The sequence below is a fragment of the Bacillus sp. FJAT-22090 genome (assembly GCF_001278755.1).
Classification (GTDB): Bacteria; Bacillota; Bacilli; order Bacillales_A; family Planococcaceae; genus Psychrobacillus.
Genome location: NZ_CP012601.1, coordinates 94,142 through 113,444 on the forward strand (window position 1 = coordinate 94,142; position 19,303 = coordinate 113,444).

Here is a 19,303-nt window from a genome sequence, read left to right on the forward strand (position 1 = left end):
AGTTATGTTTCTAATCTAATTAAACAAGAAATTACGAAAGCTGACATATAAATGCACGAAAGCCGAGAATATGAGGGTTTTGAAGTAAAAACTGGTTATGTTCATCCCATAAATCAAAGAAATCTGTATTTATGTTAGCTGATTGATTAATGTCATCTATTTCACTTTGAATCAGACCCGAGGGGGTATTGATAATATTAATTTGAGTGAATCCAGCTTGCTGCAAATGAGCGATCCACTCAGCTTCATTTAAAATTGTATAGATGCCATATAGGCTGCATATTCTTTCTTGCAATTCTTCTGATAAACACTGCTCAGCTGTCATTTCAATCAAAATCAACTTCCCCTCACTTTTTAAAACTCTTGAAAGTTCATTTAACGTCTTTGTTATGTCAGTAAAAACGATAACAGATTCGGCTATAATTAAATCAAAGGAGTCATCCACAAAATCCAAGTTTTGTGCGTCTCCTTTCCTTACTTTTAATTTGTTTTCGTTTGAAATTAATCGCTTCCTAGCTTTTTCTATCATAATGGGGTGATTATCTATCGCAGTCACGTTACAATCAAATTTTTTTGCTATATAAGCTGCAGTTTGTCCCGTTCCACAACCTATATCAAGAACAGATCCAGTTGGAAGAATATTCTCATCTTCCAATATAGATTGGGTTAAAGCAAAACCTCCCGGATGCGCACCACCAATTCCTAAATAAGCTAATAAATCTAAATAAGCATTAGACATAAGACATCCTCCTATTTATTAATATATCTAGTGTATGCTTTCAATCTATTAAGTACCTGTATAGCTGGTACTGATATGCTTTTAATGAACTTAACAACTTTGCTTCTATATTCTCGACTTTTTATTGGATTTTAAAAGGGAAAAATACTAGTTTTGTAGAATATTTGTGGAAAGGGTTTGGATACAAGGGAGAAAATGCTAAATAAAAAATATTTTTTTGGAAGGGAAGTTATATGAGACAATTAAATGAGAAAATTGATTTTCGAGCATATGTAGAAGATGATTTTGAAAGTATTCATCTATTAAATATACAGGAAGAATGGAATAATCTTGTTGCTAAAAAGGAAGATACAAAAAATGCATGGAGTCATTCAAATGTTGCATTTGTTGCATCTGCCAATGGCCGTATAATTGGCTATATAAGAGGAATAACAGATGGTTATATTTCACTTTTAGTTTGTGAGCTAGTGATTGATCAAAATTACCGTGGATTAGGAATTGGAACAGATTTATTGAAATATGTACATAATCTTTTTCCAAAAACACGAATGGAGTTACTTGCTTCTAGTTCCTCCCGCACATATTATGAGGGTCAAGAATTTAGGAATTTCTACGGGTATCGAAAAACGTTCGAAGAATGGTGATATTTTTATATGAGAGAAAAGAGAAAAAAGAGTGAGGTTGGATTATTTAAAAGCATTATGATTGAGATTAGAGATTCCATATTATTTGAAGTAATTTGGAACATAATCGCCTTCTTACCTAGAGTGATGTTTAGATTATGGAAGAATTTTTATTAGTAGTATTCGATTTCTTAAATATATAATTTAAAGGAGAAAACATATGAAAAAATTAATAGAAAAAAATGAGTATGCACCATATTATTCACCTTATGTGGATTTAGTTTCAGAAGGGAATATTATTGAAATTTTAGAGAAACAAATAGAAGAAACTAGTACCTTTTTAAAAAATATATCTGATCAACAAGCTCTATTCCGATATGCTCCTGAGAAATGGAGTATAAAAGAAGTGATTGGACATATGGCAGATACAGAGCGAATAATGGCATATCGACTTCTTTCCTTTGCACGAGGTGAAACCAACTCTCTACCTGGTTTTAGTGAAATGGAATATGTTCAACATGCATTTTTTGATAAGCAGTCAATCGATGATCTTATCGAAAATTTGATAGTAGTCCGCCAATCAACTATCCAACTTGTTAAGAGTCTTTCTAATGAAGAGTTACAACGTCGTGGGATAGCAAATAATCATGAAATAACAGTTCGGGCTCTTATTGTCATTATCGCAGGGCACGAACTTCATCATGGAAACATATTAAATGAACGATACATTAGTTCCGATTCCTATCCAAGAAAATAGTAACTATTGGGTTGGTAGTAAACGAAAGGTTGTTTTTGTATAAATGGATATATTAATTGAGTTATTAAAAGAGATAGATGCTGAAGGTTTATTAAGATTTGAACTTGAAAACAGAGCTTTTTTCGAAGAGATGGTACCTTCTCGTGGCGATGATTATTATAATCCTCAGATATTTAAAGAAAGACATAAAGATTTATTAGAAGAACAGGAACAAGGGGTTTCTTATTTTTATTTAATAAAGAATCTGGAGGGTTCTATTCTTGGTAGGATAAATTTAGTGGATATCGATAAATCACTCAAAGAGGCTCATCTCGGTTATCGAGTGGGACAAGTAAACACTGGAAAAGGTATTGCCAACAAAGCATTGAAATTATTAATAGATAGTTTGAAGGAAAAAAACATCAAAACAATTATAGCTAAGACTACTACTAATAACATATCATCCCAAAGAGTTTTAGAGAAAAATGGATTTCTGGAATTTGTGAATGGAGAGCATGAAAAACAAGATGACAAATTAAAATTTCTCTATTATTCTTGGACAATTAATAAAGAACGTTCATACTAAAGGAACGATTTTTTTTACTAATCTATTTTCAACTGAATTTAAAAATAAAAAGTGTCTTTTTCTACAAATAGTGTAGAAAGAGACACTTTTTATTTTGGTAATTTAATCGATTCTTGAACTATTTAATTATATGCAAACAGAAGTCTAAATCTGCTTGTAAGTGTGTTTCCATCAGTTGTTTAGCTTTTTCTCCATCTCTTGATTTGATAGCTTCATATATTTCCTCGTGTTCATCGATAAGATGTGGTCTTTTATAGAGAACTACCGTTTTTCGAAACAGATAAATAATTGATTTCATTCGGTCGATTGTTTCTATCATAAGTGAGTTACCACTTGCTCTTACAATTATCTCGTGAAAAAGCTCATTAGCCTCCATAATATCTTCTGTTTTTCCTTCTCTTCCAATTTTAATGCAGCTTGAAAGAGCTTGTAGATCATCTTCTGGTAAATACATTGCTGCTGATTTTGCAGAGAATCCTTCGAGCAGTATTCTTACTTGAAATAAGTTGCGTAAGTCTTTTTCCGTCGGTTGTACGACTTTTTTATTGACGATAAGGCCTTCATTGCTTAGTTGACGAAGAGACTCTCGAATTGGCGTACGGCTAATTCCTAATTCTGCTGCAAGTTTTTCTTCTACAACTTTTGTTCCACCTGGTAAATCACCATTTAAGATTCGGTCCCGAATAACTTCATATGCTTGTTGATAGGCAGAGCGAGAATTTGTATTGTGTTGGTTCATATTTTTCACTCCTAATTGTTTCAACCTAATACTATAAACTTATCAAAAAGTGATTAATAAAGAAAGGTTAGTTATTAGTATCACCTAATTTGTATACAAGTATGATTAAAATGTATACAAAAATTAAATTATGGTATACAATAACTTTTGTGCAGTTCTTTTGCAAACGGTTTCATTTTACAACAATTGATAGCATTGATAGAGCAATAAAGGGAATATTAATCGAATTAGGAGGAATTTACATGGGTAAAAAAGTTGGTTTTATTGGTTTAGGAATAATGGGTAAACCTATGGCGTTAAACTTGTTAGCAAAAGGATACGAGTTAATCGTAAACGACTTAAATAAAGAAGCGGTACAGACATTAGTAAATGCTGGGGCGACATTTGGAGAATCAGCGAAAGTAATCGGAGAAAATAGTGATGTAATTATTACTATGCTACCTGCTTCACATCATGTGAAACAAGTAGTTTTAGGTGAAAATGGAGTGCTTAGTGGAGCGAAAAAAGGTTCGGTCATAATGGATATGAGTTCTATTTCACCTGTTGTATCTAAAGAAATTGCTGCTGAAGCAGAACAAAAAGGAGTAGAAATGATTGACGCTCCTGTTAGTGGTGGGGAACCAAAAGCAATTGACGGAACGCTTGCAATTATGGTCGGTGGTAAAGAAGAAGTGTTTGAACAAGTAAAAGATATTTTACATGCTATGGGTGCAGAAGTGACTTTAGTTGGAAGTAATGGTAGTGGGACAACTGCTAAATTGGCTAACCAAGTAATCGTTAACTTAAATATTGCAGCTATGTCAGAAGCTTTAGTTTTAGCTTCAAAAGCAGGAATAGATGTTGAAAAAATGTACCAAGCGATTCGTGGAGGTCTTGCAGGCAGTTCGGTACTAGATGCTAAAGTTCCATTAATCTTAGATCGCAATTTTGTTGCAGGTGGAAGAATAGACATTAACATGAAGGATATAACGAATGTTATGGAAACAGCGCATAATTTGGATGTTCCAATGCCATTATCTAGCCAGTTGCTTGAAATTTTCCATGCGTTAAAAGCAGATGGAAAAGCTGCGGATGATCACGGTGGAATCGTTCAATATTATGAAAAACTTGCAAATATCCAAGTAGGGAGAGTTTAAGAAATGACCACAATCGATAGCACTCAAAAGCGATTGGCTCAAGAGGTCCTAGGTAACATAAAAGAAGTAAATGCATCAGCAGTTAAAGAAATGCTTATAAATGGACTTCGTGATTTAAATAAAAAAATTATTGTGTTAGATGATGATCCAACAGGAGTTCAAACCGTACATGGTATTTCAGTATATACCGATTGGTCAGTTGAAAGTATTGAAAAAGGTTTTCTAGAAGAAAATTCGATGTTTTTCTTATTAACTAATTCTAGAGGTTTTACTGCAGCTGAATCAGATAAAGCACATACAGAAATTGCTAACAACATTGTGCAAGTAGCAAAGAAAGTGGACAAGGAGTTTATCGTAATCAGCCGTGGAGATTCCACACTGAGAGGTCATTACCCGCTAGAAACGGAAGTCTTAAAATCGACAATCGAGGCATCATCAGACATTCACTATGATGGGGAAGTGATCCTACCGTTTTTTAAAGAAGGCGGACGTTTCACAGTAGACAATATACATTACGTACAGTATGAAGAGAGCTTAGTGCCCGCTGGAGAAACTGAGTTTGCAAAAGACAGAACATTCGGCTATACCAAATCTCATCTAGGAGAATGGGTGGAAGAAAAAACAGAAGGTCGGTTTAAGTCTGTTAATGCAACCTATATATCATTAAATAGCCTACGTGCCCTTGATATAGATGGAATTACAGAGCAATTGCTTCAAGTGAGTGATTTCAATAAAGTTGTCGTCAATGCAGTAGATTACGTGGATGTAGAAATTTTTGTTGTTGCACTTGTGAAAGCGATGAAAGCAGGAAAGCAATTCTTGTTCCGAAGCGCTGCTGCACTTACAAAAGTAATTGGCGGAGTGAGCGATAAAGCACTTTTAACGAGAAAAGAATTGATTCGTGAAGAAACAAATCACGGTGGGTTAATCTTAGTAGGTTCACACGTTAAGAAAACAACAGAACAACTAGAACAATTAAAAACAAGTAATTTTATTGAATTTATTGAATTCGATAGTCATCTCGTTTTACAACCTGACCAGTTCCAAACGGAAATTGACCGTGTAATTGAATCGGCAGAAAGTCTGATCCGTGAAGGTAAAACAGTTGCTATTTATACTAGACGTGAAAGATTAGATCTTGGTGAAGGCAAAAAAGAAGAAGAGTTAAAACTATCTGTCAGAATATCAGATGCTGTAACAAGCTTTGTTCAAAGACTTAGTGTTCGTCCAAACTACATTGTTGCCAAAGGTGGAATTACTTCTAGTGATATTGGAACAAAAGGTCTTGAAGTAAAAAGAGCAACTGTAGCAGGGCAAATTCAACCAGGAATTCCTGTATGGATCACTGGAGAAGAAAGTAAATTCCCGGGTATCGCATACATTATTTTCCCAGGTAATGTAGGAGCAGTTACAACTCTAAAAGATACAGTTGACATCTTAAACAAATAAGTAGTGTTCATCTATAAAAAGGGGATATCTAATAATGTTGGTAAATACAAAAAAAATATTAAAAGACGCGCAGCGTGGAAAATACGCTGTCGCAGCCTTTAATGTATACAACCTAGAGACGGTTCAAGCTGCAATACATGTAGCAGAACGAGAAAATCAACCAGTTATTATTGCACTAGGAGAACGTTATTTTTCGACTGTAGATGTAGAAGGATTTTCTGCACTTGTCAGAGCAATAGCTGAAAAATCTTCTATTCCAGTTGCGCTACATCTGGATCATGCCTATGAAAAAGAATCCATTATACGTGCAATACGTTGTGGCTTTACTTCTGTCATGTTTGACGGTTCAGCATATGAGATAGATGAAAATGTACGTCGAACAAAAGAAATTGTAGAAATAGCCCATATGGCAGGTGTATCAGTAGAGGCAGAAATAGGTTCGTTGGTAAAAGGTGATTTCTCTGATGAAGAAGAAGGAGACGGAACGTTAACAGACCCTAAAGCTGCAAAAGAATTTGTGGATGCAACCGGAGTTGACTTTTTGGCTGCTGCTATTGGAACCGTACATGGTATGTATAAAGGAGAGCCGAAAATTGATCTTCCCCTTTTAGAGAGAATTCAACAGGCTGTAGAAGTTCCTCTAGTATTACATGGTGGCTCAGGGACTCCAAATGAAGTTATTAAGCAAGCAATCCAACTTGGTATTTGCAAAGTCAACGTGAATACAGAAGTTTCCATGGCTGCTGTATCATTGCTTAAAGACTATTTTGATACGCAACATATTGCTCACCTTTCCACTGTTATGGCAGATATGCAACAAGCGATGGAATCTGTCATGACTAAATTCGTTCAAGTATTTGCAAATAAAGAAATTAGTTAAAACAGACACAAAATTCCTAAACGAAAAGAGGATTAAAAATGCCGATAGTATCTATATGTATAGGGGTAGCACTATTACTTCTATTAATGATTGTTTTTAAATTAAATGCTTTTATCTCGTTAATTCTAGTAGCTCTTGTAGTAGGTATTTTAGAAGGAATGTCGCCACTTGATGCAATGACATCTGTTCAAGGTGGATTAGGTGGTACGCTTGGTAGTTTGACGATGATCATCATTTTTGGAGCAATCCTTGGTAAATTGATGACAGATTCAGGTGGAGCGCAACGTATTGCAACAACACTTATAAAATCATTTGGGAAAAAGAGAGTTCAATTAGCAGCTGTTCTAACAGCTTCTGTAGTTGGGATTGCCTTGTTTTTCGAAACAGGGGTAGTAGTATTAATTCCTTTAGTATTTACCATTGCAACTGCAGCAGGAGTTCCAGTGTTATACATCGGTATGCCTGTAATAGCTGCCCTCATAACGATGCATGGATTTGTACCTCCTCATCCTGGACCAACAGCTGTTGCTAGTGTATTCGATGCAAATATCGGGAAAACCTTATTGTATGGTATCGTAATTGCTATTCCTGCAATTATTATTGCTGGACCACTATATACAAAACTGTTTAAGAAAGATTTCTTAGAAGTAGACATACCAAAGGGATTATTTAATCCAAAAGAATTTACGGAAGATGAAATGCCTGGTTTTGTAACAAGTCTTTTAACATCACTTATGCCGGTAATTTTAATCGCTTCTCAAGTAATTGTTGAAATTGTAGCTCCAGATTCAGCAGTTATGCCATTCTTTGATTTCATTGGTAACGCAAATGTAGCTTTATTGCTTTCTGTCATTCTTGCATTCTTTACTTTCGGTCTAAACCGAGGTAAAACAATGAAAGATGTCATGAATTCTGTTGGAGAAGCAGTAAACGGAATTGCAATGATTCTATTAATTATCGCTGCTGGTGGTGCTTTTAAACAAGTACTGATTGATAGTCATATCGACCAATACATTGCAGATATCATGGCGGATTCAACTCTTTCTCCATTACTTTTAACTTGGTTAATAGCAGCAATTTTACGTGTAGCAGTTGGTTCCGCTACAGTGGCTGGTATGACAGCAGCAGGTATCGCAGCACCTTTAGTAGGAATGACTGGTGTAAGCCCTGAGTTAATGGTATTAGCTGCCGGTGCAGGAAGTGTTACATTCTCTCATGTTAATGATGCTGGATTCTGGATATACAAAGAATACTTTAATTTATCAATCGGTAAAACAATTAAAACATGGTCTATCATGGTTACAATTATTTCATTAGTTGGCCTTGCCGGTGTTTTAGTTATTAATGCGATTATTTCATAAGAAATTGAAAAGCGTATCTTTTTACAAATGGAAATTTTGTAGAAAGATACGCTTTTTTTTGTATAAATATACGATATACTATCAATATTGACAAAAAAGGTAGGCGAATTTATATGCAAAGATATTTAGGTGAAATATTGCTAGTGATTACAGCAATTATTTGGGGAAGTGGATTTGTTGCGAGTGCTGTTTCATTAGAATATTACACACCTTATCAAATTTTAGCTGGAAGGTTTATGATTGGCGCTATTTTATTAACTATTCTTTTTCACAAAAAGTTAAAAAAGTTAAATAAAAGTTCACTTATTAAAGGAGCAATATTGGGAGTATTTCTTTACCTGGCATTTGCTCTTCAAACGGTAGGACTTCAATATACAACTCCATCTAAAAATGCATTTCTAACTGCAGTTAATGTTGTATTTGTACCATTCATAGGATTTCTCTTTTATAAGAGAAAAATCGATATGTTTGAAATGATTGGAGCAGTTATGGCTGTAATTGGGGTTGCGGTACTGTCTCTTAAAATATCAACGGAGATTAACATTGGAGATTTGCTCACTTTATGCTGTGCAGTCGGATTTGCATTTCATATCTTTTATACTGCTAGATTTGTAAAAACAGAAGATCCAGTTGTAATTACAATTGTACAAATGATGGTAGCTGCAATCATTGGATGGATTGTTGTAATCTTCAGAGGAGAAATTTCATTTTCTTTGGAAACTGAAGGAGTTATGAATCTTCTATACCTTGGTATTTTTTCTACAACAATTGCTTACTTAATGCAAACAGTTGCACAGAAATACATATCAGAAACAAAGGCTGCCATAATACTATCTACAGAGTCTTTTTGGGGCATGGTATTTTCAGTAATTATTTTAAGTGAAGTAATGACCCTAAAAATGATTATTGGAGCTATTCTTATTCTTCTAGCTATTATCATATCTGAAACAAAATTTAGCTTTCTAAAAAAGAAAGTGGAAGAATTGACTTAAAATAAACAAAAGCGTTTTTATAATATAGAGACGCTCAGACTGCAGAAAAAAGGAAGTTGGTTTTTATTTTTGACCCGATAATTTTCGTTCCAGGCGGACGCGTTCCGCCGGCATGGCTTCAGCCGCTTCCCTTGCTCCTGCGCAAGCTCGTCGCAAAAAAACAATGCTCCTGCGCAAGCTCGTCGCAAAAAAACAATGCTCCTGCGCAAGCTCGTCGCAAAAATTAATTTCGCTACGCTCGGTCCAGGGTCTTAAAGCTCATGCACCTGCCGCTTCGCTTTCGGTGCAGAAAACATTTGCTATTCCGTCTGGAGTCGCCGCCTTCCACTCTAATCAACTATTATCCGCTTTTCAATCAAAAAACGTCATGCCATTAATAGAGCAAGTTTTTATAACTGAAGTATTTATAGAAAATCGTTGAAAAAGGCGACACTCCTGCGGGAATAGCGTTAGCCGAAGACACCGCAGCGCAGCGAGGAGGCTAAGGCAACGCCCGAGGAAAGGGAGCTGTTTCAACGATTTTCATATTTATCGGAAGACATTATTTAGTAGTCCAAGCTCCTCGGCGCTCACCCACAGAAAGCGAGCGGTAAGCTTTGGAAAACCTGATCTATTCTATATAAAAATAACTCGAGTTTGACTACAGTCTGAAGCGTTTCTAATTAATATAGAGCACTTTTATTCTTTCTTATTTAACTGGAACCCAAATTTCATTGTATGTTTCTGTTTTATAGATATTTGTATCCAAATAAACTTCAAATGGTTTTATGGAAGACAGTTCATATGGATTGGATGGAAACCATTCCGAATATATTCGTTCCCACGTATTTGCGATTGCAGATGGAAAAGGTCCTTTAACTTCAAAAACAACCCATTTTGAGGCAGGGAAGTCAATGCGCTGAAAGTCAGTAGAATTAGTACCATCATATTCTGCTGCAACATAATAATTCATCTTATTTTTCTCTCTACTTACCTCAGCCCAAATGCCTAATAACCCATTTATGTCTCCACTTTTTAAATCTAATAATTGATTTAGGGTTCCATCCTGTTGAATCTCATTCCAAAATGTTTGAAATGCTTCTATTCCGCCGTTTTCTACATCGTAGGGAAATTCTCTATTAACTCCAATAACTTGGAAAGCCTCTCTCTCCACAAGACGATATTGCATTGGTTTAGCTCCTCCTTTAATATAATTTCTCCCGTTAAATCTTCTTCATACAAATTATATTTCAACATTGCTTCTCGTTCAATGAATAAAAGGGGAATGAACAACAATTGAAGAATTAACATGAAGAGAGAAATAATTAGAATCTAAAAAAGCTAAGAAAGGCGAATGTGCATGATTCACATTGTAAATGGGGATGTAGTAGGAAATAAGATTAGAGATATAGAAGGAGAAATTATCGTTTGGAGAGAAATGTATGATTTCGGTCCATTAAGTTTAGAATGGACAAAAGAGGAACAATTGAAGAGACGTGCTGCTTTTTTTGAACAAAGACTGGAGATTCCAGCAAAACTTTTTATTTCCAATTGTGTTAAACAAAATAATTTATTGAGTAATATATCAACGAAGGATGAAGTTGTACTGTGGTTCGAGCATGATAGATATGATCAAACAATGCTTATGTATTTATTAACAGAACTATCTTCCTTAGGTATTAAAAAGCTATCTATGGTTAGTATTAATCAGTATTCTGGAATTCATCCTTTTCATGGATTAGGTCAGTTGTCTTCGGAGCAATTAATAGCTTTAGTAGATGTTAAAAAGGAACTTTCAAACGATGAAATTCATGAAGCTATATCTGGATGGATTGCATATAATTCTAAAGAGGAAGAGGATTATAAAAAATGGATACAAAACACATCTCATTTTCTTCCTTTTCTACTTCCATTTTTTCAAGGGCATAAAAGCTATTTTCCTTCGTTAAAAACAGGCTTAAATGAAGTTGAGTACTTATCACTTAGTTTAATCAATAATGGAATTTGCCAATTCTACGAGTTGTTTAATGAGGTAACTAAGAAAAGAGTAAATGATGGGTTAAGTGATTTGCATTTAGCAGCCATTTTAAAGGAATTAATGAAAGGAAAGAATCCCTTAATTAAGTCTAATCAACATTTGCCAAATTATTCTCATCCGATTTCAAATGCTAAGATCGACATAACATCTGCCGGCTTAGATGTATTAAATGGAAAACAAAATCGAATAGATTTTGTAGGAATTGATTGGTGGATTGGCGGTGTACATCTTTATAAGATAGTTAAATAAAAAGAAACATTAAATCGATTTCTAACCATGTTGGAAATCGTTTTTTTCTTTTTTTTAAAACAAATTTATATTGTTTTGTATTAATGCTTGTTAATAGTGAAAGATAAGAAAGAATCTTAGCTATAAACGATCATTTATCGTGGCTAACATTCATTTAAATTTTGAGGAGGTGTGAATCTGTGAAAACAATTCATCGAATTGCTTTAGTGCTCGTAATTATTGGTGCTATTAACTGGGGATTGATCGGATTTTTTGAATACGATTTAGTTGCTTCCATGTTTGGCGGACAAACGGAAGCCATGTCTCGAGTAATTTATGCGCTTGTAGGTATAAGTGGACTAATTTGTATCCCGCTTTTATTTGAAGCACACAAAGAAGTAGGAGCAGAACGAAGTAGGACTTCAGGCTATAATAATTTAAAGTACGAGACTGAATTTAGTGATGAGGCAGACTTTACAGATATTCGAGAATACAATAAGAATAATTCGGATAACAATAACAGTAACAACAAACAAGTTTAGCTTGTTTCGTTGTAGGCATTTCATCATTATTTGTCTGCAAAAAACTGACGGCCTATATTGGCTCGTCAGTTTTTTTGCCATGTCAGTACTCCGCATTAATGGACAAAATTTTTATGTAAATTGCAATAAAAGATACACATATTTACCTATAATCATCTATTTACAAGTAAATAAAATCGGAGTAGTATTATCGTCAGTTTCAAATTCTATATCGCTTAATCCAACCGGAGCGGGGGAACCATTTTATGTGGCTCGATGAGTCATATGGGGTGAATCCTACGAATGTAGGTAGGGCTACTCTTTTAGCCCGAATCCGACAGCTAACCTCGTAAGCGTAATGAGAGAGGAGATGGAGCTGGTGAGACGGTTGTTACAAGTCCACTAGGCTTTTTACTTAATGCCTTGTGGGCTTTTTTGTCGTTATTTTTTGTTTCATGTTGATATTTTTGATGATAGAAAGAAGTGGGAAATATGTTATCAGCAGTTAAAAGATTTTTAATAGGTCGTCCATTGAAGTCATCTGAATTAGGTGAACAAAAGCTGAATAAAACGAAAGCTTTGGCTATCCTTTCTTCGGATGCTTTATCGTCTGTTGCTTATGGTCCAGAACAGATTTTGCTTGTATTAATGACTGTTGGAACAATAGCTTACTGGTACTCTATACCAATAGCAGTAGGAGTGCTCATTCTATTACTTGCATTAATCCTGTCCTATAGACAAATTATTTTTGCTTATCCACGTGGTGGAGGTGCATATGTTGTATCTAAAGAAAATTTAGGAGTAAATGCTGGTTTAATTGCAGGTGGGTCTTTGTTAGTGGATTACATCCTGACTGTCGCGGTAAGTGTCTCCGCTGGAACAGATGCTATTACTTCCGCTATTCCAAGCTTACACGATCATAATGTGTTGATTGCAAGTGTGCTTGTAATTTTCATTACTATTTTAAATTTAAGAGGAATTACGGAATCAGCTTCAATACTTGCTTATCCAGTATATTTATTTGTACTTGCATTGTTTATACTAATTGGAGTTGGTCTTTACAATATAATTATTGGAAATGTGTCACCTGTTTTACATGCTCCATTAGGTACTCCAGTTGCAGGTATTTCGTTGTTCTTGTTACTTAGAGCATTTGCTTCAGGTAGTTCGGCGTTAACTGGTGTGGAAGCAATTTCTAATGCGATACCTAACTTTAAGTATCCTGCTGCAAAAAATGCCGCTAAAACATTATCGATTATGGGCTCATTACTTGCAGTTTTATTGGTAGGAATAGTGGTTCTTGCCTATTATTATGGTATTTCTCCCAAAGTGGAGGAAACGGTTATATCACAAATTGCTTCTGAAACGTTTGGAAGAAATTATATGTATTATTTCATCCAAGGGACAACAGCTTTGATACTCGTTTTAGCTGCAAATACAGGATATTCAGCCTTTCCTTTATTGGCATTTAACCTGTCGAAGGATAAGTATATTCCTAGTATGTATAAAATGAGAGGAGATCGTTTAGGTTATTCTAACGGAATTATCACTCTTGGAATTACTTCAATCCTTTTAATTATTATATTTAATGGTCAGACGGAGCAACTGATTCCACTGTATGCAGTTGGAGTTTTTATTCCCTTCACGTTGTCTCAAACAGGGATGCTAGTGAAGTGGTTTCGAGAAAGACCTAAGGGTTGGCAAGGTAAATTGACGATTAACTTTATTGGTGCGCTAATTAGTTTTACAGTTATGATGATATTCTTTATTACTAAATTTGGTCAGGTATGGGCGGTATTAATTTTCTTGCCACTCCTAGTTTTATGGTTTCATAAAGTAAAAAGACACTACGTAGCTGTTGGGGAGCAACTAAGTATATCCTGTGAACCTCCTTTGAAAATTGAAGGGAATGTAATTATCGTACCTGTTGCTGGAATAACGCATGTAGTAGAGAATTCTTTAAACTATGCGAAATCTTTAAAACCAGAACAAATTCTAGCAGTGTATGTAGCATTTGATAGAGAAGATCAAAAAACATTTGAAGAAAAGTGGAAAAAATGGCAGCCTGAAATTCGTTTGGTAACTTTATACTCTCAATATCGAAGTATTATTCAACCTTTATCTAAATTCATTAGTATAGTAGAAAATAAAGCATATGAATCGAATTATCGAGTGACAGTTTTAATTCCGCAGTTTATACCAAAAAAAGGCTGGCATAATATACTTCATAACCAGTCCAGCTTGCTGATTAGATCAATTTTGCTTTATCGTAAAGATGTTATAATTACTACTGTTCCTTATCATTTTAAAAAGTAATAGAGAGCCCATCCTTTTTAAGATGGGCTCCTTTTGTTTATATTATATTGTATTGTTAAAAAAGGTATGGAACAAATTCGCATGTGATGTTTAGCGGTTAGCTGATTATCTTTTATTTCTTCTATTATAAATTGCTCTTGTAAAGGAAGTCTAAAAACGTTTTGGCGAAAAGCTAAGTAAATTCCTGCATCTGAACCGGTTGCTCCTTTACTCGTTAATACTAGTTTTTCTCCATTTTGGTTCAATTCTAGTATTCCAATCATCGATGACCAAGGAAGAGGAAGGGCAATATTCATATAATATTTATCATTACGTTGATGAGAAGAGTAGAGTGCGACAAAGATTACTTCTTTACCTATTTTTCGAAGCCATGCTCTCGTATTTTTCCTACCATCTTCTACAGCTATAATTTCGCCAGTCATTTCCATTTGTGTATTAGTATATGGAAGATTTAGCTGTTGAACGTTTCTACTAAAAAATCTATATATAGCAGCAAAGGGCTTAAACCAATTGTGCCAGTTTACTTCTGAATATAGTCGAAATTGATTTGTATTTTCATAGAAATCGATTATTGTTGCGGATAGAAAACTCTTTTCTAAGTATATTCCCATATCATCCACAAGACCTTTATAGGGCTCCTTACCTAAATGCTTATATAAAATCTGTTCTCCAATTACATATTTCCCCCGAATACTACTGATAGGGAATTTCGACTTAATCTCTTTGGTTTTTGGGGTAAGTATTGACCAGCCAACAACCCCACATAATGCGAACAAAATAGAATTGAAAAATCCATGAAACTTCAACATAAAATCAATACTTAGAGCAAAAACTCCAAATACATTACCAACGGCATATAACAAGGAAAAAATAATTGTAATCCCTAATGCTCCGAATGATATTAGCACCAATGTTTTTTGCAGTTTATTAGGGAAAACTGATTTAATGGCTAAAACTATAAGCCCATATATTCCAAAAATATATAGGAGTACTGAAGCTAGTTCTAACCAAGGGGAGAAGGTGATTCCAAGTGCAACGACAATCGGAGAAATTAAAATAACGCTACAAATAATATTGTAAGTTTTTCTTTTAGATAAACGACCAAGAAAACCTACGAAAATAGGTAGCAAAAAGGAAGAATAGTGAAAATGAATTGCTGTCAGCCACGTTAAAATGGGAGAGAATCCCGTATCAATTTCTGTGACAGAAGCAAAAAACCACATCCCACCAATGAATAAATACATCATACCTGCATCTATTGAAAATTCTTCTAAATGGTCAAATCCACGTTGAATAAATCGGTGGAGCCCATATATAGCAACGACTAAAGTAAATAATAAATAGATACCTGCAAGTAGCGTATCCCATCCGGTAGTAGTCGTTGTTTGTAGGATGAAAATAGATGCAAAGGCTGGTATTGCAAAATAATAATACAGTCTAATTTCTTTTTTCAATATTAATTGTAGAGTGATTGGTACAAATATTAGTTGTGCAACGGTTAACATTAAAAAATACCAAGGAGTTACATTGAAAATGACGACTACTAAAAATCCAATGGTATGTAAAAGAGCAATTCGCTTAAAAGTCATTTGTTTGAAATTCTCCTTCATATTCAAATAAAGTGCCGATTAACGGGTTTTTTATAAGGACATGTATAGAATAAACGTCTCTTTCTTCTATATAATATTCAGTTACATGGACCACACCTTGAAAAATTTTTGGCAGTGGTACTTCTATATTCCCTATAACAATTCGCTGTTCTCGTGATTCAATAAGCATCCGTCCCTCTTCAGTAACAAAGAAAACCAGATCTGAGTAAAATATGCTTGGTTCTCCTAAGTAATCTTTTACGCTATTACTGGCAGGATTTAGACTCATAAGCGCATTAAAATATCTTTTTTTATTTTTGAAATAAAAAATTCTCTCCCAGTGTACCTGATTCTCTTTGTTCGGTCCGATTAAACTTGTATTTACAATAGTAAAAGGAATATCCGATCCATGTTCGGGGAATAAAAACTTCCATCTTGTCGCTAATAAGAAAAATGGGTACATCCATTTTGGTCCACGGCTGATTTTTTTCATAACACCAGTTGCTTTAAACTTTTTACCAACGGGTAGCTTATATCGTTTTTGAAGCATTGGATGAAGTTTATTAAATTGATCGCCAAGTATGTGTTTATAGATAGTCATTCAAATGCTCCTTATCTAACTCGCTTGCAATTTTTAGCTGACGGTATATCTTTGCTTATGAAAAATCCAACTAAGGTAAGAATAAATAATGACATGTTAAAAGTTAACGGGTTGAATGGATGACTTAAAGTAGTTGGATCTGCGAGAATTGCTGAGAACGTTAACAGAGGAAATAAAATTAACTGTAACCCTAGTAATTTTCTTTTATTTTTGTAGAGTAACCAAATAAGACCGAAAACAACTTCCAATAACCCAACTGATGAGACGATAAAAGAGGCAGAGATTGTTGTAAAAGAAAGTAGGCTACTTGTCATCAAGATTTCATCCGGGTGCATGTATATTAGCTTTGGTACTAAACCTTGATATAGCCATATAAAGGAGAACAAAAATGTAATCATCCAATGGCTAAAAAAATGTTTGTATTGTGAGGATGGAGACTCTCCTTTTTCAAGCCATCTTTTTAATACATCGAAACTTAGTGCAGTTGCCCATCCGATTAGGGGCCGGAAAATTAGAAAATCAAAATAGCGGCCGAAGATTCCAAAATTCGTTTTATAATCGTATTGTGTAAGAAATCGAATAGAATCTTGTTCCGGAGCATACTTCCAGTAACCTTTTCCCTCTCGAATAATAGAAATTGCTTGATCCGTTCCAAAGTGTAAGGAGGATGTACGTGATTCATCTCTTGCATGAAAAGTGCCAACACTTTTTCCCCATCCAGCAATGTGCAAACCAAATCCAATATTTGTTTTATAGTTGAAATGTTGAGGCTCACTTTCTTCTTTTGGTAAATAGGTGATAGAGGTAAATCGCAAATCCCATTGCTCGTGTAGCTCAGGTTTCTGTGTAGCATTCCATAACTTTTCCATCTCTGAATTAATAGGTATTTCAACATAAATTGGTTTACTCTTCATTTCATTCACCTCCCATAAAGCTTATCATAAGATAAAGGACTTTTCGCTAGTATTGCAGAATAGATATGAAAGTTGGAGGGATAATTTTGAAACGTGTAGATGTAGCTTCAGCCTTAATCCATGATGAGAATGGGTACATATTATTAGTGAAGAATAGGAAAGGTGACTCGTTTTATTGGGGGCTTCCAGGAGGGGCAGTAGAAGAAAATGAAACACTCGAGAAAGCGGTTATCCGTGAAGTAAGGGAGGAAACGGGTTATAAGATAAAAATTACTGGTTTAAATTCCATCCGAGAAGTGTTGTTTTCGGATAGAGGTCATCACGCGTTAATCATTACTTTTAATGCAAAAATTATCGATGGTCAAATAAATATCAACGACCCGGATAATGACATTGTTGAAGCTAGATGGGTAGATTATGGAACTGCAAAAGAACTAATGCCATTTTTATTTGAAAGCTTAAGAATTGAATCAAATGATAATAAGTCACTTGCATTTTATGAATTTGAAGGAGTTCGATAATAACAAAACGAAGAGCAAAAGGGATTAATGGGGGTAAAAATGAATCAAACTATTAACTATAAATTTTGGACTGTTTGTATGATACAAGATAACGATAAAGTGCTCCTACTAGATAGGCAACATGATCATTTTAAAGGTTTTATTCCTCCTGGTGGTAAAGTAGATTTTCCAGAGAGTTTTGTGGAATCAGCAATTAGAGAGGTAAAAGAAGAAACCGGCCTAGAGGTTAGCAATCTTATTTTTAAAGGTATCTATGAATATGTAAATCCAGAAAAAAACGATCGATATATTATTTTTAATTACTTAACGAAAGAATTTAAAGGAGATTTATTAAATGAATCGCCTGAAGGAAAACCGATTTGGGTACCTATCAAAGAAATGGATTCACTTCCAATACAGAAATCGATTCGCAGAAGGATTCCTCTGTTTTTTAAAGAAGGGACATTTGAAATTCAGGTGACTTGGGATAATGAAAAGAATGTTGAAGGAGAAGTAGTGATTAGAGAAACTTGATCTTTTTTAAAAAATAGAATCTTGGAGGCGAATGGATGGAGCAAAAAATAGTTAGTCACAAAAATCAGGTGGGGTGGAACCAATCTGCTTATCAAGCATGGACGAATCGCCACGGATCACCTAAAGAATTTGCAAAGAAGCTAAGGGGAAATCCCACTAGTGCTGTTTCCCACTATTTAAATTTCATGGGGAATGTAAAAGGTAAAAGGATTGCCAATTTTTTAGGATCAAAAGGAAATAAAGCAGTTTCTTTTGCGTTGTTAGGAGCCGAGGTTTTAGTAGTAGATATTTCAGAAGATAATAAGAAATATGCGATCGAATTAGCAGAAGAGGCAAAAGTAAAGATAAAGTACATAGTTTCGGATATTCTAGAAGTTCCCGATGAGGCGGAACTAAATGAGTTTGACTTTGTTCTGTTAGAATTAGGGGTACTTCATTACTTTGTGGATTTATCCCCATTATTTAAAGTGGTTTTCGATTCACTTAAGCAAGGTGGACAATTTATTTTAAGGGATTATCATCCTTTCGTTTCTAAGCTAGTGCATGTAGAAGAAGGAGAGATGCTTGCAAGTGGCGATTATTTTAGTAAGGAAGTAGTGGAAGAAGATGTAGCCTATAGTATTTTACTACCGGAAGAAGAACGATCTTCTTTAAAGAAAGTTAATATTCGAAGATGGACTTTAGGGGAAATTGTCACTTCTATTTCGAAAGCAGGTCTTAACATCAGCTATCTAGAGGAAGAACCTGGAGTTAGTTGGGCATTTCCATCTGGTTCACCAGAAGGAATAGAAAACAAAATGCCTGGATTATATACGTTAATAGCTAAGAAAGGATGAAAGTAT

20 protein-coding genes and 1 riboswitch are annotated in these 19,303 nt (G+C 34.7%); of the genes, 14 read left to right on the plus strand and 6 right to left on the minus strand.

Features of this window, described 5'->3' with window-relative positions; translation table 11 throughout:
- Nucleotides 1-31 precede the first annotated feature (31 nt).
- Nucleotides 32-739, minus strand: a complete 708-nt coding sequence (locus tag AM499_RS00560; protein ID WP_053588379.1) for a class I SAM-dependent methyltransferase — start codon at nt 737-739, stop codon at nt 32-34.
- A gap of 233 nt (nt 740-972) precedes the next feature.
- Between AM499_RS00560 and AM499_RS00565 the strand changes: the two genes are divergently transcribed.
- The 3 genes from AM499_RS00565 (at nt 973) to AM499_RS00575 (ending at nt 2,684) form a co-directional block, all read left to right on the plus strand.
- Nucleotides 973-1,383, plus strand: coding sequence for a GNAT family N-acetyltransferase (locus tag AM499_RS00565; RefSeq protein ID WP_053588380.1), 411 nt, complete (start codon nt 973-975; stop codon nt 1,381-1,383).
- Between the two features lie 199 nt (nt 1,384-1,582).
- Entirely contained in the window at nt 1,583-2,119 is a 537-nt protein-coding gene (locus AM499_RS00570; protein WP_053588381.1) for a DinB family protein, read from the plus strand.
- A gap of 43 nt (nt 2,120-2,162) precedes the next feature.
- The gene (locus tag AM499_RS00575; RefSeq protein WP_053588382.1) at nt 2,163-2,684 is read left to right on the plus strand and encodes a GNAT family N-acetyltransferase; all 522 of its coding nucleotides are present in this window, start codon (nt 2,163-2,165) and stop codon (nt 2,682-2,684) included.
- A gap of 118 nt (nt 2,685-2,802) precedes the next feature.
- Here the strand turns inward: AM499_RS00575 and AM499_RS00580 are convergent, their stop codons facing one another.
- Nucleotides 2,803-3,423, minus strand: a complete 621-nt coding sequence (locus AM499_RS00580) for a GntR family transcriptional regulator (RefSeq protein ID WP_053588383.1) — start codon at nt 3,421-3,423, stop codon at nt 2,803-2,805.
- A 242-nt stretch (nt 3,424-3,665) separates the two neighbouring features.
- Between AM499_RS00580 and garR the strand changes: the two genes are divergently transcribed.
- The 5 genes from garR (at nt 3,666) to AM499_RS00605 (ending at nt 9,241) form a co-directional block, all read left to right on the plus strand.
- Complete coding sequence (garR, locus tag AM499_RS00585; RefSeq protein ID WP_053588384.1) at nt 3,666-4,559, plus strand: 2-hydroxy-3-oxopropionate reductase; 894 nt, start codon at nt 3,666-3,668, stop codon at nt 4,557-4,559.
- 3 nt (nt 4,560-4,562) lie between these two features.
- Nucleotides 4,563-6,008 carry a four-carbon acid sugar kinase family protein gene (locus AM499_RS00590; protein ID WP_053588385.1) on the plus strand — a complete coding sequence of 482 codons (1,446 nt, stop codon included), beginning with the start codon at nt 4,563-4,565 and terminating at the stop codon, nt 6,006-6,008.
- 34 nt (nt 6,009-6,042) lie between these two features.
- A complete protein-coding gene (locus AM499_RS00595) occupies nt 6,043-6,888 on the plus strand; it encodes a class II fructose-bisphosphate aldolase (RefSeq protein WP_053588386.1) in 846 nt (281 codons plus the stop codon).
- A 38-nt stretch (nt 6,889-6,926) separates the two neighbouring features.
- A complete protein-coding gene (locus AM499_RS00600) occupies nt 6,927-8,249 on the plus strand; it encodes a gluconate:H+ symporter (RefSeq protein ID WP_053588387.1) in 1,323 nt (440 codons plus the stop codon).
- Between the two features lie 113 nt (nt 8,250-8,362).
- Nucleotides 8,363-9,241 carry a DMT family transporter gene (locus tag AM499_RS00605; RefSeq protein WP_053588388.1) on the plus strand — a complete coding sequence of 293 codons (879 nt, stop codon included), beginning with the start codon at nt 8,363-8,365 and terminating at the stop codon, nt 9,239-9,241.
- Between the two features lie 688 nt (nt 9,242-9,929).
- Here AM499_RS00605 and AM499_RS00615 read toward each other — a convergent pair.
- Nucleotides 9,930-10,409 (minus strand): GyrI-like domain-containing protein, encoded by a 480-nt coding sequence (locus tag AM499_RS00615; RefSeq protein WP_053588390.1) that lies wholly within the window; start codon nt 10,407-10,409, stop codon nt 9,930-9,932.
- A 171-nt stretch (nt 10,410-10,580) separates the two neighbouring features.
- Here AM499_RS00615 and AM499_RS00620 point away from each other — a divergent pair, with 171 nt between their 5' ends.
- From AM499_RS00620 to AM499_RS00630, 3 genes are all read left to right on the plus strand, one after another.
- A complete protein-coding gene (locus AM499_RS00620) occupies nt 10,581-11,507 on the plus strand; it encodes a DUF1835 domain-containing protein (RefSeq protein WP_053588391.1) in 927 nt (308 codons plus the stop codon).
- 179 nt (nt 11,508-11,686) lie between these two features.
- Nucleotides 11,687-12,028 (plus strand): DUF378 domain-containing protein, encoded by a 342-nt coding sequence (locus AM499_RS00625; protein ID WP_053588392.1) that lies wholly within the window; start codon nt 11,687-11,689, stop codon nt 12,026-12,028.
- Between the two features lie 202 nt (nt 12,029-12,230).
- Nucleotides 12,231-12,379, plus strand: a riboswitch (cyclic di-AMP (ydaO/yuaA leader).
- Between the two features lie 120 nt (nt 12,380-12,499).
- Complete coding sequence (locus AM499_RS00630; protein WP_053588393.1) at nt 12,500-14,323, plus strand: APC family permease; 1,824 nt, start codon at nt 12,500-12,502, stop codon at nt 14,321-14,323.
- A gap of 17 nt (nt 14,324-14,340) precedes the next feature.
- Here the strand turns inward: AM499_RS00630 and AM499_RS00635 are convergent, their stop codons facing one another.
- The 3 genes from AM499_RS00635 to AM499_RS00645 are packed head-to-tail and all read right to left on the minus strand — an operon-like array spanning nt 14,341 to nt 17,427.
- A complete protein-coding gene (locus tag AM499_RS00635; protein ID WP_231687511.1) occupies nt 14,341-15,912 on the minus strand; it encodes a YndJ family protein in 1,572 nt (523 codons plus the stop codon).
- The gene (locus tag AM499_RS00640) at nt 15,902-16,513 is read right to left on the minus strand and encodes a DUF4166 domain-containing protein (protein ID WP_053588394.1); all 612 of its coding nucleotides are present in this window, start codon (nt 16,511-16,513) and stop codon (nt 15,902-15,904) included. Before AM499_RS00640 ends, AM499_RS00635 begins: the two co-directional genes overlap by 11 nt.
- Before the next feature lie 11 nt (nt 16,514-16,524).
- Complete coding sequence (locus tag AM499_RS00645) at nt 16,525-17,427, minus strand: DoxX-like family protein (RefSeq protein WP_053588395.1); 903 nt, start codon at nt 17,425-17,427, stop codon at nt 16,525-16,527.
- Nucleotides 17,428-17,513: 86 nt separating this feature from the next.
- On the opposite strand from AM499_RS00645, the gene AM499_RS00650 reads away from it, so the two are divergent.
- From AM499_RS00650 to AM499_RS00660, 3 genes are read left to right on the plus strand one after another with little or no spacing between them, the layout of a single operon-like run.
- Entirely contained in the window at nt 17,514-17,948 is a 435-nt protein-coding gene (locus tag AM499_RS00650) for an NUDIX hydrolase (protein ID WP_053588396.1), read from the plus strand.
- Nucleotides 17,949-17,987: 39 nt separating this feature from the next.
- Nucleotides 17,988-18,461: an 8-oxo-dGTP diphosphatase gene (locus tag AM499_RS00655; RefSeq protein WP_197275581.1), complete on the plus strand. Its 474-nt coding sequence runs from the start codon at nt 17,988-17,990 to the stop codon at nt 18,459-18,461.
- 35 nt (nt 18,462-18,496) lie between these two features.
- Complete coding sequence (locus AM499_RS00660; RefSeq protein ID WP_053588397.1) at nt 18,497-19,297, plus strand: class I SAM-dependent methyltransferase; 801 nt, start codon at nt 18,497-18,499, stop codon at nt 19,295-19,297.
- Nucleotides 19,298-19,303: the final 6 nt, after the last annotated feature.

Bases quoted from the DNA above. Each gene is read 5' to 3' on its own strand.
- AM499_RS00560 (WP_053588379.1), bottom strand. From the start codon at position 739: ATGTCTAATGCTTATTTAGATTTATTAGCTTATTTAGGAATTGGTGGT.
- AM499_RS00565 (WP_053588380.1), top strand. From the start codon at position 973: ATGAGACAATTAAATGAGAAAATTGATTTTCGAGCATATGTAGAAGAT.
- AM499_RS00570 (WP_053588381.1), top strand. From the start codon at position 1,583: ATGAAAAAATTAATAGAAAAAAATGAGTATGCACCATATTATTCACCT.
- AM499_RS00575 (WP_053588382.1), top strand. From the start codon at position 2,163: ATGGATATATTAATTGAGTTATTAAAAGAGATAGATGCTGAAGGTTTA.
- AM499_RS00580 (WP_053588383.1), bottom strand. From the start codon at position 3,423: ATGAACCAACACAATACAAATTCTCGCTCTGCCTATCAACAAGCATAT.
- garR (WP_053588384.1), top strand. From the start codon at position 3,666: ATGGGTAAAAAAGTTGGTTTTATTGGTTTAGGAATAATGGGTAAACCT.
- AM499_RS00590 (WP_053588385.1), top strand. From the start codon at position 4,563: ATGACCACAATCGATAGCACTCAAAAGCGATTGGCTCAAGAGGTCCTA.
- AM499_RS00595 (WP_053588386.1), top strand. From the start codon at position 6,043: ATGTTGGTAAATACAAAAAAAATATTAAAAGACGCGCAGCGTGGAAAA.
- AM499_RS00600 (WP_053588387.1), top strand. From the start codon at position 6,927: ATGCCGATAGTATCTATATGTATAGGGGTAGCACTATTACTTCTATTA.
- AM499_RS00605 (WP_053588388.1), top strand. From the start codon at position 8,363: ATGCAAAGATATTTAGGTGAAATATTGCTAGTGATTACAGCAATTATT.
- AM499_RS00615 (WP_053588390.1), bottom strand. From the start codon at position 10,409: ATGCAATATCGTCTTGTGGAGAGAGAGGCTTTCCAAGTTATTGGAGTT.
- AM499_RS00620 (WP_053588391.1), top strand. From the start codon at position 10,581: ATGATTCACATTGTAAATGGGGATGTAGTAGGAAATAAGATTAGAGAT.
- AM499_RS00630 (WP_053588393.1), top strand. From the start codon at position 12,500: ATGTTATCAGCAGTTAAAAGATTTTTAATAGGTCGTCCATTGAAGTCA.
- AM499_RS00635 (WP_231687511.1), bottom strand. From the start codon at position 15,912: ATGACTTTTAAGCGAATTGCTCTTTTACATACCATTGGATTTTTAGTA.
- AM499_RS00640 (WP_053588394.1), bottom strand. From the start codon at position 16,513: ATGACTATCTATAAACACATACTTGGCGATCAATTTAATAAACTTCAT.
- AM499_RS00645 (WP_053588395.1), bottom strand. From the start codon at position 17,427: ATGAAGAGTAAACCAATTTATGTTGAAATACCTATTAATTCAGAGATG.
- AM499_RS00655 (WP_197275581.1), top strand. From the start codon at position 17,988: ATGAATCAAACTATTAACTATAAATTTTGGACTGTTTGTATGATACAA.
- AM499_RS00660 (WP_053588397.1), top strand. From the start codon at position 18,497: ATGGAGCAAAAAATAGTTAGTCACAAAAATCAGGTGGGGTGGAACCAA.